This window comes from Marinobacter halotolerans (genome assembly GCF_008795985.1).
Classification (GTDB): Bacteria; Pseudomonadota; Gammaproteobacteria; order Pseudomonadales; family Oleiphilaceae; genus Marinobacter; species Marinobacter halotolerans.
Genome location: NZ_VMHP01000001.1, coordinates 1,416,624 through 1,431,188 on the forward strand (window position 1 = coordinate 1,416,624; position 14,565 = coordinate 1,431,188).

Annotated in this window: 14 protein-coding genes; 6 read left to right on the top strand and 8 right to left on the bottom strand. The window is 59.7% G+C overall.

Features of this window, described 5'->3' with window-relative positions:
• Positions 1-8: 8 nt before the first annotated feature.
• Positions 9-956, bottom strand: coding sequence for a LysR family transcriptional regulator (locus FPL19_RS06635; protein WP_150911675.1), 948 nt, complete (start codon positions 954-956; stop codon positions 9-11).
• Positions 957-1,086: 130 nt separating this feature from the next.
• On the opposite strand from FPL19_RS06635, the gene FPL19_RS06640 reads away from it, so the two are divergent.
• The gene (locus FPL19_RS06640) at positions 1,087-1,992 is read left to right on the top strand and encodes a DMT family transporter (protein WP_150911676.1); all 906 of its coding nucleotides are present in this window, start codon (positions 1,087-1,089) and stop codon (positions 1,990-1,992) included.
• On the opposite strand, the gene FPL19_RS06645 is transcribed toward FPL19_RS06640, so the two are convergent.
• The 5 genes from FPL19_RS06645 to FPL19_RS06665 form a co-directional block, all read right to left on the bottom strand.
• Positions 1,962-2,390, bottom strand: coding sequence for a hypothetical protein (locus FPL19_RS06645; RefSeq protein ID WP_150911677.1), 429 nt, complete (start codon positions 2,388-2,390; stop codon positions 1,962-1,964). The genes FPL19_RS06640 and FPL19_RS06645 overlap by 31 nt on opposite strands.
• 185 nt (positions 2,391-2,575) lie before the next feature.
• Positions 2,576-3,130 carry a gamma-glutamylcyclotransferase gene (locus tag FPL19_RS06650; RefSeq protein ID WP_150911678.1) on the bottom strand — a complete coding sequence of 185 codons (555 nt, stop codon included), beginning with the start codon at positions 3,128-3,130 and terminating at the stop codon, positions 2,576-2,578.
• A 45-nt stretch (positions 3,131-3,175) separates the two neighbouring features.
• Positions 3,176-3,799, bottom strand: coding sequence for a MarC family protein (locus tag FPL19_RS06655; RefSeq protein WP_150911679.1), 624 nt, complete (start codon positions 3,797-3,799; stop codon positions 3,176-3,178).
• A gap of 15 nt (positions 3,800-3,814) precedes the next feature.
• Positions 3,815-4,666 (bottom strand): 23S rRNA pseudouridine(2604) synthase RluF, encoded by an 852-nt coding sequence (gene rluF / locus FPL19_RS06660; RefSeq protein WP_150911680.1) that lies wholly within the window; start codon positions 4,664-4,666, stop codon positions 3,815-3,817.
• Between the two features lie 71 nt (positions 4,667-4,737).
• Positions 4,738-5,742: a GlxA family transcriptional regulator gene (locus FPL19_RS06665; protein WP_150911681.1), complete on the bottom strand. Its 1,005-nt coding sequence runs from the start codon at positions 5,740-5,742 to the stop codon at positions 4,738-4,740.
• A gap of 109 nt (positions 5,743-5,851) precedes the next feature.
• On the opposite strand from FPL19_RS06665, the gene FPL19_RS06670 reads away from it, so the two are divergent.
• Positions 5,852-6,757: an alpha/beta fold hydrolase gene (locus FPL19_RS06670; RefSeq protein ID WP_150911682.1), complete on the top strand. Its 906-nt coding sequence runs from the start codon at positions 5,852-5,854 to the stop codon at positions 6,755-6,757.
• Between the two features lie 28 nt (positions 6,758-6,785).
• Here FPL19_RS06670 and FPL19_RS06675 read toward each other — a convergent pair whose 3' ends face one another.
• Positions 6,786-7,598: a hypothetical protein gene (locus FPL19_RS06675; protein ID WP_225314315.1), complete on the bottom strand. Its 813-nt coding sequence runs from the start codon at positions 7,596-7,598 to the stop codon at positions 6,786-6,788.
• The gene (locus FPL19_RS06680) at positions 7,585-8,208 is read right to left on the bottom strand and encodes a TetR/AcrR family transcriptional regulator (RefSeq protein ID WP_150911683.1); all 624 of its coding nucleotides are present in this window, start codon (positions 8,206-8,208) and stop codon (positions 7,585-7,587) included. The genes FPL19_RS06675 and FPL19_RS06680 overlap by 14 nt, the downstream gene beginning before the upstream one ends.
• A gap of 194 nt (positions 8,209-8,402) precedes the next feature.
• Here FPL19_RS06680 and FPL19_RS06685 point away from each other — a divergent pair, with 194 nt between their 5' ends.
• From FPL19_RS06685 to FPL19_RS06700, 4 genes are all read left to right on the top strand, one after another.
• Positions 8,403-10,499, top strand: coding sequence for a 3-hydroxyacyl-CoA dehydrogenase NAD-binding domain-containing protein (locus FPL19_RS06685; RefSeq protein ID WP_150911684.1), 2,097 nt, complete (start codon positions 8,403-8,405; stop codon positions 10,497-10,499).
• 72 nt (positions 10,500-10,571) lie between these two features.
• The gene (locus FPL19_RS06690; RefSeq protein WP_150911685.1) at positions 10,572-11,753 is read left to right on the top strand and encodes an acetyl-CoA C-acyltransferase; all 1,182 of its coding nucleotides are present in this window, start codon (positions 10,572-10,574) and stop codon (positions 11,751-11,753) included.
• Between the two features lie 439 nt (positions 11,754-12,192).
• Positions 12,193-13,380: an acyl-CoA dehydrogenase family protein gene (locus FPL19_RS06695; protein WP_150911686.1), complete on the top strand. Its 1,188-nt coding sequence runs from the start codon at positions 12,193-12,195 to the stop codon at positions 13,378-13,380.
• Positions 13,381-13,416: 36 nt separating this feature from the next.
• Positions 13,417-14,565, top strand: a complete 1,149-nt coding sequence (locus FPL19_RS06700; RefSeq protein ID WP_150911687.1) for an acyl-CoA dehydrogenase family protein — start codon at positions 13,417-13,419, stop codon at positions 14,563-14,565.

Below are 14,565 nucleotides of genomic sequence, written 5' to 3' on the forward strand. Positions count from 1 at the left end.
CACCAGGTTCACTCGGACCTGAGGCCACCCCGAATCGCCTCATCAACCAGCCACCGACGCAGGATCTGAATCCCCCGCTCCCGGCGGCGGCTGGTTTTCCAGGCGAAATAGAACGTGTCTCCGGTCATCACCGAATGGCAAGGCAGCTGCACAAAATCCTCCGAATCCTTCCGTGTACTGAGCATGTAGTCGTTCGTCAGCGCAATCCCCTGATGAAAACGCGCCGCCTCAAGCGACAACAGCATGTGACTTGAATGCAGTAACCGGCTGGACTTCGGCAGAGTCAGCCCCGCCTCGCGATACCAGGCCTCCCAGTCGCCACCCTGCCGGTCATAAATACTGTGGGTAGAAAGTAACGGAAACTCCGCCACCATTGCTGGTGTAAGCGACACCGCCCCCGGGTCACCGGTTGCCTCCTCCAGCGCCAGCTCCCTGCGAATCTTCTGCCAGTAATCCTGGCTGCACACTGGAAACAGACGCTCCGTGTAAAGCAGCTCGTAGCTGAACGCCCGCGAATCCGGCTTGACGGTAATGAAGCAATCCGCCACCCGGTCAGACAACACCGGATTACTGCTACTCATCTCCAGCGACAACTCCAGCTGCGGGTGCTGCCGCTTCAGATCCGGCAAGCGCGGCACCAGCCAGCGCACCGCAAAGGAACTGAACACAGACAGCCGCAACATGGATTCCTCATGCCCCAGCAACTGCTCACTCACCCGCTCAATCTGCAACAACGCCGTGCTGACGCCATCCAGGTACTGCCGCCCCTCATCCGTCAGCGTCAGCGTGCGTCCACTGCGGTAGAACAGCTTCTCGCCAAGGTAAGTTTCCAGCTGCTTGATCTGATGACTGACCGCACTCTGGCCCACGGCCAGCTCCTCGGCAGCCTGTGAAAAGCTGTTCAGACGGGCAACGGCCTCGAAAACAGGCAGGGATTTAAGCGGTGGCAGTTTCATTATCTATTTTTCTAATACCAGTGGTGAATAGATCATTTTATCGGATACTAGCACGCCAGTAGACTCCCTTCACAAGTTCAGGGAGCCCTGTGGAACCCGCGAACATCAGGCCAGGAGAAGGAGGTAAAACATGTCAGGAAAAACCGTAAACAGCGCCATCCTGTTGCTGATCATCGGCAATGCAATGGCCATCCTGTCGGATGTGTTTATCAAGCTACTCGAGCCCGGCGCGCCGGTGTTCCAGTTTGCCTTCCTGCGCTGCGTCCTGACCCTGTTCATGCTGATGCCGCTGGCCGGCAAACTGAACCGGAAGCACCTGCTCGAAGGCATCAAAGTTCACGCTGTGCGCGCCCATATCCACCTGGCCGGCATACTCTGCATGGTCGTGGCCCTGGGCAACCTGCCCCTGGCTACCGCCAACGCCGTGTTCTATGCCGCACCGATTCTGGTCATGGTGCTGGCCGCTATCCTCTTCAGGGAACGGCTCACACCCCTGAGCATCACCGCCGTATTCAGCGGGTTCCTGGGCATCGTGCTGATCCTGCGCCCGGTGGAATTCAACTGGGCTGCTGTTGCAGCGCTGGGCGCCGCTTTCGCGCTGGCCATCAACGCCGTGATGGTGCGCCAGCTGCCGAAACAGCAGAGCACGGTTCACAAACTGTTCCTGAATTACCTGCTGATCATCCCGGCCGCCGGCGCACTGGCACTCTGGGAAGGTGCAGCCTGGGACAGCTCCATGCTGATCAGCGCTGCCGGTTCAGCCCTGTTCATTCTCGGCTACAACATCACCGTATTGCTGGCCTACCGCCAGGTAGACGCCAACCAGGTGACGAGCGCCGAATACACCGGACTCATCTGGGCCGTGGCCATTGGCTGGATCGGATTCGGGGAAGTACCTGATCTGTGGTTCCTGGCCGGCAGTGCCATGATCGTACTGCCCCTTCTGGCCATCGGCCTGAAGCACCGGCGCCCGCCAAAGGCGCCGGCCCGGGGATTTGGCAGCAATCAGCGCCCGGAAAGATCGATCGTGACATGACCGCCGCTGACACCGGCTCCTAACAGTCCGTTGTAATGGAGCCGGTAACGGTAACCATGATCGCGATGGCGGTCATGGTGGTGCTTCTGCCAGCTGCGTTTATCGCCATAGCTACCGTGTTTCCAACCATGGCGTTTGCCCTGCTTCCACCCATGTTTGTAGCCCTTTTTCCAGGCCCGCTCCCATCCATGGTGTCGGCCCGGGTGATGGCCCCGCCAATCATCATGCCGGCGATCATGGCCATAGTCTCGGTGGCCACCCCGGTAGTCGTCATCCCGATAGTGCGAAGGTTTGAAGTTGCCGTCTGAATAACCGCGGTGGTGGTTCGAATCGGCCATCACCGGTGAAGCGCCCAACAGAAGCGCCAGAACAAAACTACCTATCAGAAACTGTTTCATTATCCTGCTCCCGACCGTTTCAGGCTGTTTTGGCAGCCGTCTGAAATCACATCCGCAAGTCGTTTACCGATGTGTCTTAAAGTCAGAATACGGATTCGGGAGAGGATGTCGCGGCTTTGGCGAGGGCTTTGCATTTCCTTTACATGCCAGTGGACAGGCTTGACACAACGAAGTCGGATTCTACGTTATCGGAGGTGGTCTTCGATCTCGAACACGTGCGCATCATGATCACCAAGGGCACGCAGCGCCTCCGCCAGGTTCAGTAGATAGTCACGATTGGGGCCGCTGGGGCCGATTGACCGGGCAATCTGGCGGGCGATGTCTTCAGAGGTTGCCGGGCCCAGAAAAGCCGGGTTGTCTTCGGTGGCAATGTACACCAGGCCATCTTCCACCGCGCCATTATCGAATTCCATGGGCGTGCTGAAGCGCAAATAGCCGTTCTTCTCCCGCACATCCAGTTGCTCAAACACATCCGGCGACACCCGGAACGCCATGCCCTTGCAGCGGGCACCCGGGGTTTCAATCAGCGTCACAACACGCCCGGGTGCCTCGGGCGTGCCCCGGTGGTCGTGGGACCCCTGCCAGAACCGACGCTGCCAGCCAGTGATGGTAGCCGGGCGCTTCTCCAGAAAGGGAAAATCCACCTTATAGATAAGTGACCCATACCCGAACAACCAGACCGAGGAAATGCCCTCGAAATTCTGTCGTCGGCGGTTGTGCTCGATGGTACTGAAAGACATAACGACCTCTACGTTTTTGCTTTGCCGCGCAGTCAAGTCCCGGGATTACAGGGAACCCATGAAGCCGGCGATACCCGTCAGTACAATTTCCGCGGCCATGGCCGAGAGGATCAGCCCGCTGATCTTGGACAGAATGTTCAGACCGGTTTTCCCCAGTACCCGTTCCAGATAACCGGAAAGATGCAGCAGAACCGCCATGATCACCAGGCTCGACACCAGCCCCAACAGACCACCCAGCACCGCCGGCACCCGGTTCAGTTCAGCGCCGTACACCAGAATGGCACCAATGGTCGCCGGGCCGATCATCACCGGAATCGCCAGCGGCACCACGGCAATGTCGTCCCGATCCTCGTTGGGCAGGCTGGTGGCATGGTTACGAGTGCCGCTGGTCACCAGGCTGATGGCCGTTAGAAACAGCAGACTGCCGGCACCGATACGGAAAGAATCCAGGGTAATGCCAATAGCCTTGAACAGCACCGGGCCGACAAAAAACAACACCAGCCCGAGAATAAGCGCCGACAGGGTCGAACGGCGAATAATCGAGGCCTTCTCCGGCGCCGGCAGACCCCGCGTCAGCGCCAGAAACATGGTAACCACGAAAAAGGGCGCAAGCAGAAACAGGAAGCGGATAGTGCCACTGATGTATGAGCTAAAGAAAAGATCGAGCATTTGAGCGTCCCGTGGTTAGCGTTTCACGCTGGGTTTGCGGGCTTTCTTTTTTGGCTTCCGGGCCGGTCGCTTCGACGGTTTTTGTGGTGGTGGCTTTTGCGATGCCGGCTTTCGAACCTCCCGGCGTTTGCCCGGCACGGCTTCCGAAGACGAATGTTTGATCATCTCGAACAAAGCGTCCAGTTCCTTCGCCGTCAGGTCCCGCCACTGACCGGGTTTAAGCCCCTTGAGCTGGATATTCATAATGCGCACTCGTTCGAGCTTGACCACCTCAAAATCGAAGAACTCGCACATTCGGCGAATCTGCCGGTTCAGGCCCTGCACCAGGGTTATCCGGAATACGCTTTTTGACACCTTCTCCACCTTGCAGGGTTTGGTGACCGTTCCCAGAATCGGTACGCCCGAGGCCATGCCTTTCAGGAAGTCGACCGTCACCGGCCGGTTCACCGTGACCAGGTATTCCTTCTCATGGTTGTTGCCCGCCCGGAGAATCCTGTTCACCAGATCGCCGTTGCTGGTCAGGAAGATCAGGCCCTGGGAGTCCTTATCCAGGCGGCCAATCGGGAAAATGCGTTCGCTATGGCCTACATGATTGACGATGTTACGCGGCTCCGCCGGGTCCGTGGTGCTCACTACTCCCACTGGCTTGTTCAGCGCGATAAACACCAGGTCCTGCTCGGCTTTCGGTTCCACTCTCTGGCCGTTCACCAACACCGTGTCGCCCGGGAAGACCTGATCTCCCACCTGGGCCGCCTTCCCGTTAATCACCACATTGCCGTTTTCGATGTAACGGTCCGCCTCACGCCGGGAGCATAGGCCACTTTCACTGATGTATTTGTTCAGACGGGTGGAATCTTTGCCGGGCATGAAAATCCTGTCAGGTGTCTGGCCGGGAATGGAAAGCCTGAATCATCCCACTGCAAGCTACCCTTGGGCAACTAGGCCGCGGCCGGCGATACGTAGCTGAAACGTTTGCGGTACTGCTCCATGGTACAACCCGCCGTGCGCTTGAACAGTCGCCGGAAAGAACTGGCGTCTTCATAACCCACGCTCCAGATGATGCGGGCAGTCTGCTCACGACTGGACTCAAGCAGATGTTTGGCCGCCTCAATGCGAAGGTGCTGCAAGTAGCTGATCGGTGTCTCACCGGTGGCTTCCTTGAAGCGCCGTTTGAAGGTACGGGTTCCCAGGCCGGCGACAGAGGCCACCTCATCAATGGTAACCGGTTCGGCATAATGCGCCTCCAGCCATCCCTGCGCCTTTCGAATGGCCTCATCCTGATGGGCCTTCGTGCTGTAGAACGCCATGTAGGGTGTCTGTTCCTGCCGGCGGCCATCCATCACCAGCATTTTGCTGCAGGCCAGCGCCACCGACGGTGAAGCAAACCGCTCCACAAGATACAGGCACAGGTCCACGAAGGCCGTGGCACCGCCAGCACAGATAATCTGGCCGTTATCCACCACCAGCTGGTTTTCGTCCAGTCGGATATCCGGGTACCGATCGCGGAACATGGGCGCCGCCCGCCAGTGGGTTGTCGCCACCGCATCGTCCATCAGTCCGGCTTCCGCCAGCACAAAACTGCCGGTGCAGACGCTGGCAATCACCGCACCCCGGGCTTTTGCATCCAGCAACCAGCCATGGATCGGTTTCGCCGGCGCAAGGGCCCGGTCCAGGTACTCCGCACCGATGGCGGCTTCCACAGAGGAGCCCACCACGATCAGATCCGCCTGGAAGTCGTTCCTGGCAATGGTGGGCGTGACCAGGGCGCCGCTGTATCCACGTACCGGCTGGTCATCAACGGTGACCACCTGGCAGTCAAACAACGACTCATCAGTGCCAGAGGGCGGCGCTCCGCAGTAATTGGCCACCGTGAAAAAATCGAGAATCCCGTGGACCCCGGAAGCGTGGCACCGGGGCAAGGCAACTATGGCAACCCTGAACATAATTTGGCCCTTTTCGCACTTTATTAGTCAAATATGACACTCCTGCCAGGGAACCACAAGCCCTAACCTGAAATCGTCAACCACCGAACAGGAAGAAGGACTTTTCACCATGACAACACAAGTGCACGTTCAATCAGAAAGCATCCGCCAGCCAGTCGTTCCCGGCGCATCGGACACGATCGGGCTTTCAGCCACCCGCATGGCACTGCGACTTCTTGGCCGCGTGTCCCCGGAAAAAGCCGGGCGCCTGGTAAATCACATGGCGTTTCGGCCCTCGCGGCTGCCAATGCCTTCCCGCTATGAATACCTGCTGGACTCGGTCGACGGCTACACCCAGCTTCAGCACGGCGCCTACATCATTCCCGTGTATTCCTGGGGCAACGGCCCCGTTATTCTGGGGGTTCACGGCTGGTCAGGCGCGGGCATCCAGTTTGGCGCCTGGATAACACCACTTGTAGACGCGGGGTATCGTGTGGTGCTGTTCGATGCCCCTGCCCATGGCCGCGCCCAGGGTGAGCGGACGGATCTGTTTGACATGGCCGAGGTGGTCGCCAAAGTCGCCGCCAGCGTCGGCGAGATCCACGGCATCCTCTCGCACTCAATGGGCAGCCTTGCCGCCGCCCGGGCCATTGCAGACGGTTTGCAGGCAGGGTATCTGCTGATGCTGGCGCCGCCGTTGAGCCTGCGTTCAGTCATGGACCACCTGGGGCGACAACTGGGCCTCAGTGCCGAAGTCCTCGCCGTTCATCTACGCTTGATGGAAGAACAGTTCGGACCGTCCGTCTGGGACAAACTGGACATGGAAAGCCTATCCCGCGCCCTGACCCAACGCGGGCTGGTCGTACTGGATCAGGATGACAGCTCCATCGAGCCCGCCCAGAGCGAACGTGTTCATTCAGGCTGGGTGCAAGGGGACATTCTCCGCACCCGTGGATTGGGCCACCATCGGATACTGCGTAGCCCGTTGGTGCTGGATAAAGTGCTGCAGGATCTGGCGCGTACAGAATTGCACTGATGAACGGGGATCTGCGCGAGCCGCCACGTCAGCGGTTCGCGCGGACGTATACCCAGTTGGTTCCCACATTGTCGCAGACCACAATGTCGCGATTGATATGGCTACACAATGTAAGGCTCTCCGGTAGCTCGTCGTGATAGCGGGTTTTCACCCCCAGTTGCTGACGGTCCTGTTTCAGCAGTTCGTAGGTCTGGGCCATGCGTTCTGAGAAATCCACACCGCCGCTTTCCAGGGTATGAAAGGCATTGTGAAAGGCAGTGAAGCTCATGGTGTTTGCCCCCAGCCCGATGCGCAGCATCCTGGGGATATACTGATCGTAGGCTTGGGAAAGATAACGGCGCACCGCTTGTTCATCATCGCGGCTGCCAGTGAACGGCTCAAACTCCAGCCGGTTGTTTGGGCCCAGCACACCCTCGGCGAGTTCCGAACGTCGGCGGTTTGTCGCCAACTCGTAGTCGCCCTCCGGGCAACGGATCTGCTCACCATTCAGCCGGCAGTCTGCCAGTGCTTCAACTGGTCCGGGTGAAGGCTCGGCGCCCGGAAATGGGTCAGCTTCGGGCTCATCCGGCGATTCTGGAGTCTGCACCTGTGCCGGTTGTGGCAACGTCAGACCCAGTTGTTGCGCCGGGCGTTTTAGTAACAGTGCCTGGACCCGGGGAGAATTGCGGTTGAAGTCCGGCTGGGAAGGCAGGCTGGCGCCCCGGCCCGAGGCCATCACTTCACAATAAAGACGCTCAAGTTCGGAACTGGCAGCCGCCAGGCATCGCTCATCGGCTGCCCCCACAGACACTACCGGAAACAGGGCCATCAAAAGGCCAAGGACGAATCTACTCAATCTCATCCCGCTGCCCCAGAGCCACACGTGCCATCAGGTCTTCAACCCGCCGAATGGTCTCGGCATCACCCTTCTTACCGGTCAACACAACCTGCGAGCCGATCGTCGCCACATACATTAGCAGTGACAGGTCGCGGATACGCTGGGGGTCATTGCTCAGGCGTTTATACAGCTCGCAGTTCTGGCTGATTCGGGATTCGTCCACTTCATTGACCAGATCCGCCGCATATTCATTACGTCGGGCAAAGTCCCGTACCGCCAGTTCTACCTGCAGGCGCCGAATGTTTCGGGATGCATCCGTCAGCAGCAGCTCCAGAATCTGACGCAACTCGGTCTCCACGTCGCCGCCTTTTGGCTTCCAGTACTGCAGTTCGTGCAAGCGTCTATCCCGCCAGCGGTTCAGGAAGCTGGTCACCAGATCCTCATGATCCTTGAAGTGCCAGTAGAAGCTGCCACGGGTGACACCCAGTTTCTTGGCCAGGGTCAGCACCCGCAGGTTGCCAAAGCCGCCGGCGGCCACTTCCCCGGCGGCGGCGTCCAGCCAATGATCCCGGGTAAGCTGGGCTTTGTCGGAGACCTTGCGGCGGCTGGTTTTCTTCGGTCTGGCGTCAGTCATTCTGGATTCGAGTCCTACTGCTGGCGATTGGCGGCGCATTCTACATCAGCGGATCAACGGCGTCTGAAACCGTTGACCCCACCTGAAACATACATTAGTGTATGGACAAACAATACACCAGTGTATGGAACTTTCAAGTCGTGTTCCAGACACCCGATCCCAACTAACCGATGCCAGAATCAGGGAGCTGCCACATGAGTTCTGCCCATTACGACGTAAACGGCCATACCGCCGTTATCCGACTCGACAACCCACCCGTAAACGGGCTTGGCCTGGAACTTCGCCGGGGTATTGTCGACGGCATTCAGAAAGCTGAAACCGACGACGCTGTGAAAGCCGTTGTGCTGATCGGTTCCGACCGTGCCTTTTCCGGCGGCGCCGACATCAGCGAGTTCGGTACCGACAAGGCCATGGCAGAGCCCATCCTGACCACCGTGATCAACTACGTGGAAACCAGCCGCAAGCCGGTCATCGCCGCCATCAGCGGCGCCTGCATGGGCGGTGGTCTGGAACTGGCATTGGGTTGCCACTACCGCATTGCCAAGCCGGATGCCCAGATTGCCCTGCCGGAAGTAAAACTGGGCCTGCTGCCCGGCGCCGGCGGTACGCAACGCCTGCCGCGGGTGATCGGCGCAGAGCACGCCGTGAATATGATCGTCTCCGGCAGTGTGGTCCCGGCCAAGCAGTTCAAAGGTAGCGCCCTGTTCGATGAAATCGTCGACGGTGAATTACTGGACGCTGCCATCGCCTATGCCAGCAAAGTGGTCAGCGAAAACCTGCCGCTGAAAAAGGTACGGGACCTGAAAGCCAAGCATCCGAATCCGGAAGGCTTCTTCATGTTCACCCAGAACACTGTCGGCGCCATGGCGAAGAACTACCCGGCCCCGCTGAAGTGCGTTGAAGCTGTGAAAGCCGCCGTTACCATGCCGTTCGACAAGGGCATGGAAGTGGAGCGCGAAGCCTTCGTCAACCTGATGCAAACGCCGGAATCCCGCGCCCTGCGTCACGCGTTTTTCTCCGAGCGCCTGACCAGCAAGATTGCCGACGTTCCGTCTGACACCCCAACCCGCGACGTTAAATCTGTCGGCGTTATCGGCGGTGGCACCATGGGTACCGGCATCAGCATCAATTTCCTGAACGCCGGCATCCCGGTGACCCTGGTCGAAATGAAACAGGAAGGCCTGGACCGTGGCGTTGAAGCCATTCGCAAGGTCTATGAAGGCCGTGTGAAGAAAGGCCGCATGGGCGAAGACGACGCCAAGGCCAAGATGGCTTTGCTGACCCCGTCCCTCACCTATGACGACCTGAGCAACGTGGACCTGGTGATCGAAGCCGTGTTCGAAGAGATGGGCGTTAAACAGTCCGTGTTCGAAAAGCTGGACGAAGTGTGCAAGCAAGGCGCGATCCTGGCCTCTAACACCTCCACCCTGGACCTGAACAAGATCGCCAGCTTCACCAAGCGTCCGGAAGACGTCATCGGCCTGCACTTCTTCAGCCCGGCCAACATCATGAAGCTGCTGGAAGTGGTTCGCGGCGACAAGACCGCCAAAGACGTGCTGGCTACGGCCATGAAGCTGGCCAAGACGATCAAGAAGACCGCCGTGGTCTCCGGCGTGTGCGACGGCTTTATCGGCAACCGCATGATCAACCAGTACCAGCGCGAAGCCCTGCTGATGCTGGAAGAAGGCGCCAGCGTGCAGCAGATCGACAAGGCCATCGAGAAATTCGGCTTTGCCATGGGCCCGCTGCGCATGGCCGACCTGGCCGGCGGCGACATCGGCTGGGCCATCCGCAAGCGCCAGTACGAAGAAAATCCGGACATGGTGAAGATGGTCCTGGCCGACCGCATCTGTGAGATGGGCCGCTACGGTCAGAAGACCGGTGCTGGCTTCTATCGCTACGAGCCGGGCAACCGCAACGCTCTGCACGACCCGGAAGTGGACAAGGTAGTGGATGAAGTTCGCGCCGAACTGGGCATCACTCCACGCAAGATCAGCAACCAGGAAATCGTCGAGCGTTGCGTGTACGCGCTGGTGAACGAAGGTGCCCAGATTCTGGACGAAGGCATCGCCCAGCGCGCCTCCGACATCGACATGGTCTACCTGACCGGTTACGGCTTCCCCGTGTTCCGCGGTGGCCCCATGCACTATGCCGAGGAAGTTGGGCTGCCCAACGTGGTTCGCGCCATGCAGGCCTTCACTGAAGACCGTCACACTCAGCCTGGTTTCTGGAAGCCCGCGGCGCTGCTGGCCAAGCGTGCCGAAGAAGGCAAAGGTTTCGACGCCAAATAACCGGTCCACAAATACCCTCGGGGCGCCTGCCCTTTATCGATAAACAGGCGCTTCGAACGAAGGAGAATTGTTATGTCTAATGATGTTGTCATCGTATCCACTGCCCGCACGCCCCTGGCCAAATCCTGGCGCGGCGGCCTGAACATGACCCACGGCGCCACCCTGGCCGGCCATGCCATCCAGCACGCGGTCGAGCGCTCCAAGGTCGACCCCAACGAAATCGAAGACGTGCTGATGGGCTGCGCCCTGCCCGAAGGCTCCACCGGTAACGACGTTGCCCGCATGGGTGCCATCCGTGCTGGCCTGCCCGTCACCGTTGGCGGCGCCACCATCAACCGCTTCTGCTCGTCCGGCCTGCAGGCCATCGCCATGGCCGCCCACCACATTGCCGTGGACCGGGTACCGGTGATGGTTGCCGGCGGCGTGGAATCCATCTCCACCGTCCAGGCCAACGTCAACCAGAACTACTTCATGGAACCCTGGCTGGCAAAGAACAAGCCGGAGCTCTACTGGTCCATGCTGGACACCGCTGAAACCGTGGCCAAGCGTTACGACATCAAGAAAGAAGATATGGACGAATACGGCGTGCGCAGCCAGAACCTGGCCGATCAGGCGCGTCAGGACGGCAAATTCGACGACGAAATCGTGCCCATCACCACCACCATGGGTGTTGCTGACAAGGCCACCGGCCAGCTCAGCAGCCAGGAAGTGACCATCAGCCAGGACGAGGGCATCCGCCCGGGTACCAACCTGGAAGGCGTGAGCAAGATCCGCTCTGCCAAAGAAGGTGGCGTGGTCACCGCGGGCAACGCCAGCCAGTTCTCCGACGGGGCGTCAGCCTGTGTACTGATGGACAGCAAAGTCGCGGAACAGCGCAACGCTACCCCGCTGGGTATTTTCCGCGGCTTCGCAGTGGCTGGTTGTGAGCCCGACGAAATGGGCATCGGCCCGGTCTTCGCGGTTCCCAAACTGCTCAAGCGCGCCGGCCTGACCGTCGACGACATCGGCCTGTGGGAACTCAACGAAGCCTTCGCCGTCCAGGTTCTCTACTGCCAGCGCAAACTCGGCATCCCGATGGACCGCCTGAACGTCAACGGTGGCGCCATTGCAGTGGGCCATCCCTACGGCACCACCGGCTCACGCCTGGTCGGCCACGCGCTGATCGAAGGCAAGCGCCGCGGTGTGAAGTATGTGGTCGTGACCATGTGCGTGGGCACTGGCATGGGAGCGGCTGGCTTGTTCGAGGTTGCCTGATGATTTGATGGCCTGCGGCTTGGGTGGAGGTGCCCGTTGGGAGGGGGTGTCCAAAACTCGCTCCTTCGGCACGTCCATGTGACGCTCGAGCTCCGCCATCCATGGCTCCGCACGGTTTTGGACACCCCCTCCCAACGGCCACCCATAGCTCGGTGCAATGAGGAACAGGTGCCAATGATTAACACTGGATCAGATCGGCCAAGTGGAGTCCCTAAAAGCAGGCAAGAACAAACTCGAAGCGTTGGTCGGTAACGGCCTTTCAAAAATGTGCGGAGCCATGGATGGCGGAGCCCAAGCGCACACGGACGTGTTCACAGCGTTTTTTGAAAGGCCGTTACCGACCGACGCCGGCACCAAGTTTCCAGGCCCGGCATTAATACCAGCAGGCCACTCAAGATTTAAAACCATCAACCTCAGCCAACAGACAAAGAGGTAAAAAATGGACCTGAATTACACCCCCGAACAAGAGGCCTTCCGCGCCGAGGTTCGCCAGTTCCTGGACGACAACCTCCCGGACGACATCCGCGAGCGCGTTCAGAAACGCCTGCGTCACGATAAAGAAATGACCCAGCGTTGGCAGAAAATTCTGTTCGACAAAGGCTGGGGCGCCTCCACCTGGCCGAAAGAATTCGGCGGTACCGGCTGGAGCCCAATTGAGCAGATCATCTTCGAAGAAGAATGCGCCCTCGCCGGCGCCCCGCGCCAGCTCGATTTTGGCCTGCGCATGGTCGCCCCGGTGATCATGACCTTTGGCAACGAAGAACAGAAACAGCGCTTCCTGCCGGGCATCCTCAGCGGGGAAGACTGGTGGTGTCAGGGCTATTCCGAGCCCGGCGCCGGTTCCGATCTGGCATCACTGCGGTGCTCTGCCAAGCGCGAAGGCGACCACTACATCGTCAACGGCCAGAAAACCTGGACCACCCTCGGCCAGCACGCCGACTGGATCTTCTGCCTGGTGCGCACCAGCAACGAAGGCAAGCCGCAACAGGGCATCTCCTTCCTGTTGATCGACATGAACGACCCCGGCATCGATGTGAAACCCATCATCATGCTGGACGGCGAGCACGAGATTAACGAAGTCTATTTTGACAACGTCAAAGTCCCCGCCGAAAACCTGATCGGTGAAGAGAACCAGGGCTGGACTTATGCCAAATTCCTGCTGGGCCACGAGCGCACCGGCCTTGCCAACGTCGGTCAGTGGAAGGCGATGATGAAGCGCCTGAAAGAAGTGGCGCATCAGGAACAGGACGGCCAGCGTCCGCTGATCGAGAACACCCGCTTCCGCGACCGCCTGGCGCAGCTGGACATTGAACTCCGCGCGCTGGAACTGACCGTGCTGCGCGTGCTCACCGACAAGCGCGGCCCCGGCCCCCAGGCGTCAATTCTGAAAATCCGCGGCACCGAGATCGGCCAGAAGCTGTTCGAGATGCTGATGGAAGCCGGCGGCCAGGATTCCATCGCCCATATTCCCGAGGCGCTGGAGCTGGACTATAACGGCCCCCGTGCAGGCTCTATGGAAGCCACCCCTTCGGCGGGCGACTATTTCAACATGCGCAAGCTGTCGATCTTTGGCGGGTCCAACGAGATCCAGCGCAACATCGTTGCCCAGCTTGTACTTGGTCTTTAAAGAGCCATCAGCCAAGAGAATTGGAGAGACGGTCTTATGAATTTCGATCTTACCGACGAACAGCAAATGCTGAACGACTCGTTGCGCCGCTTCGTGACCAACGAGTACAGCTTTGAAAAGCGCAGCACCTTCATCGAATCCGGCAAAGGCACGGACCCGAGCACCTGGTCTGCCCTTGCAGATATGGGCCTGCTGGCGTTCACCTTCCCCGAAGCCTTTGGCGGACTGGACGGCAACGCCGTAGACACCATGGTGGTGATGGAAAACTTCGGCCGTGGCCTGGTGGTTGAACCCTACCTGGCGACCGTGGTTTTGGCTGGTGGGCTGGTCCGCGATCTGGGTAACGACGCCCAGAAGGATGATTGCCTGCCTGCTATCGCCACCGGCGAACGCAAGATGGCGTTCGCCCACTACGAGCCGGGCGCCCGCTACCATATGGCCCAGGTTCAGACCACCGCCCGCAAGGACGGCGACCACTTCATGATCAGCGGGCAGAAGACCGCGGTGATTCACGGTGGCCAGGCGGACCAGCTGGTGGTGTCCACCCGCACCAGTGGCAATGCCAACGACGAGCAGGGCCTGTCGCTGTTTATCGTGGACGCCAACGCCAAGGGCGTGAAAATCGACGACTTCGCTGCCCACGATGGCTACCGCATCGCCGAGATCAGCTTCTCCAATGTGGCGGTCGGCGCCGACAACCTGCTCGGCGAGCTGGACCAGGCCTTCCCGCACATCGAGAAGGCCATGGACCTGGGCATTGCCGCGGTCTGTGCTGAAGCTGTGGGCGCCATGGAAGCCATGAACGCTACGACCCTGGAATACATCAAGACACGCAAGCAGTTCGGCGTGCCCATCGGCAAGTTCCAGGTGCTGCAGCATCGTATGGCGGACATGTTCATGCACGCCGAGCAGTCGAAATCCATGGCCATTCTGGCCGCCAACACCGCGGATTCCGAGGACCGTGCCAAGCGGCGGGAAGCCATCTCCATGGCGAAGACTCTGATTGGCCAGGGTGCCCGCTATGTGGCCCAGGAAGGCGTTCAGCTGCACGGCGGCATGGGTGTTACCGACGAGATGTTCGCCGCGCATCTGTTCAAGCGCCTGACACTGATCAACCTGCTGTTCGGCGACGCCGATCACCACCTGGCCCAGGTCAGCGACAGCCTGCTGGCCGCCAGCGCCTGA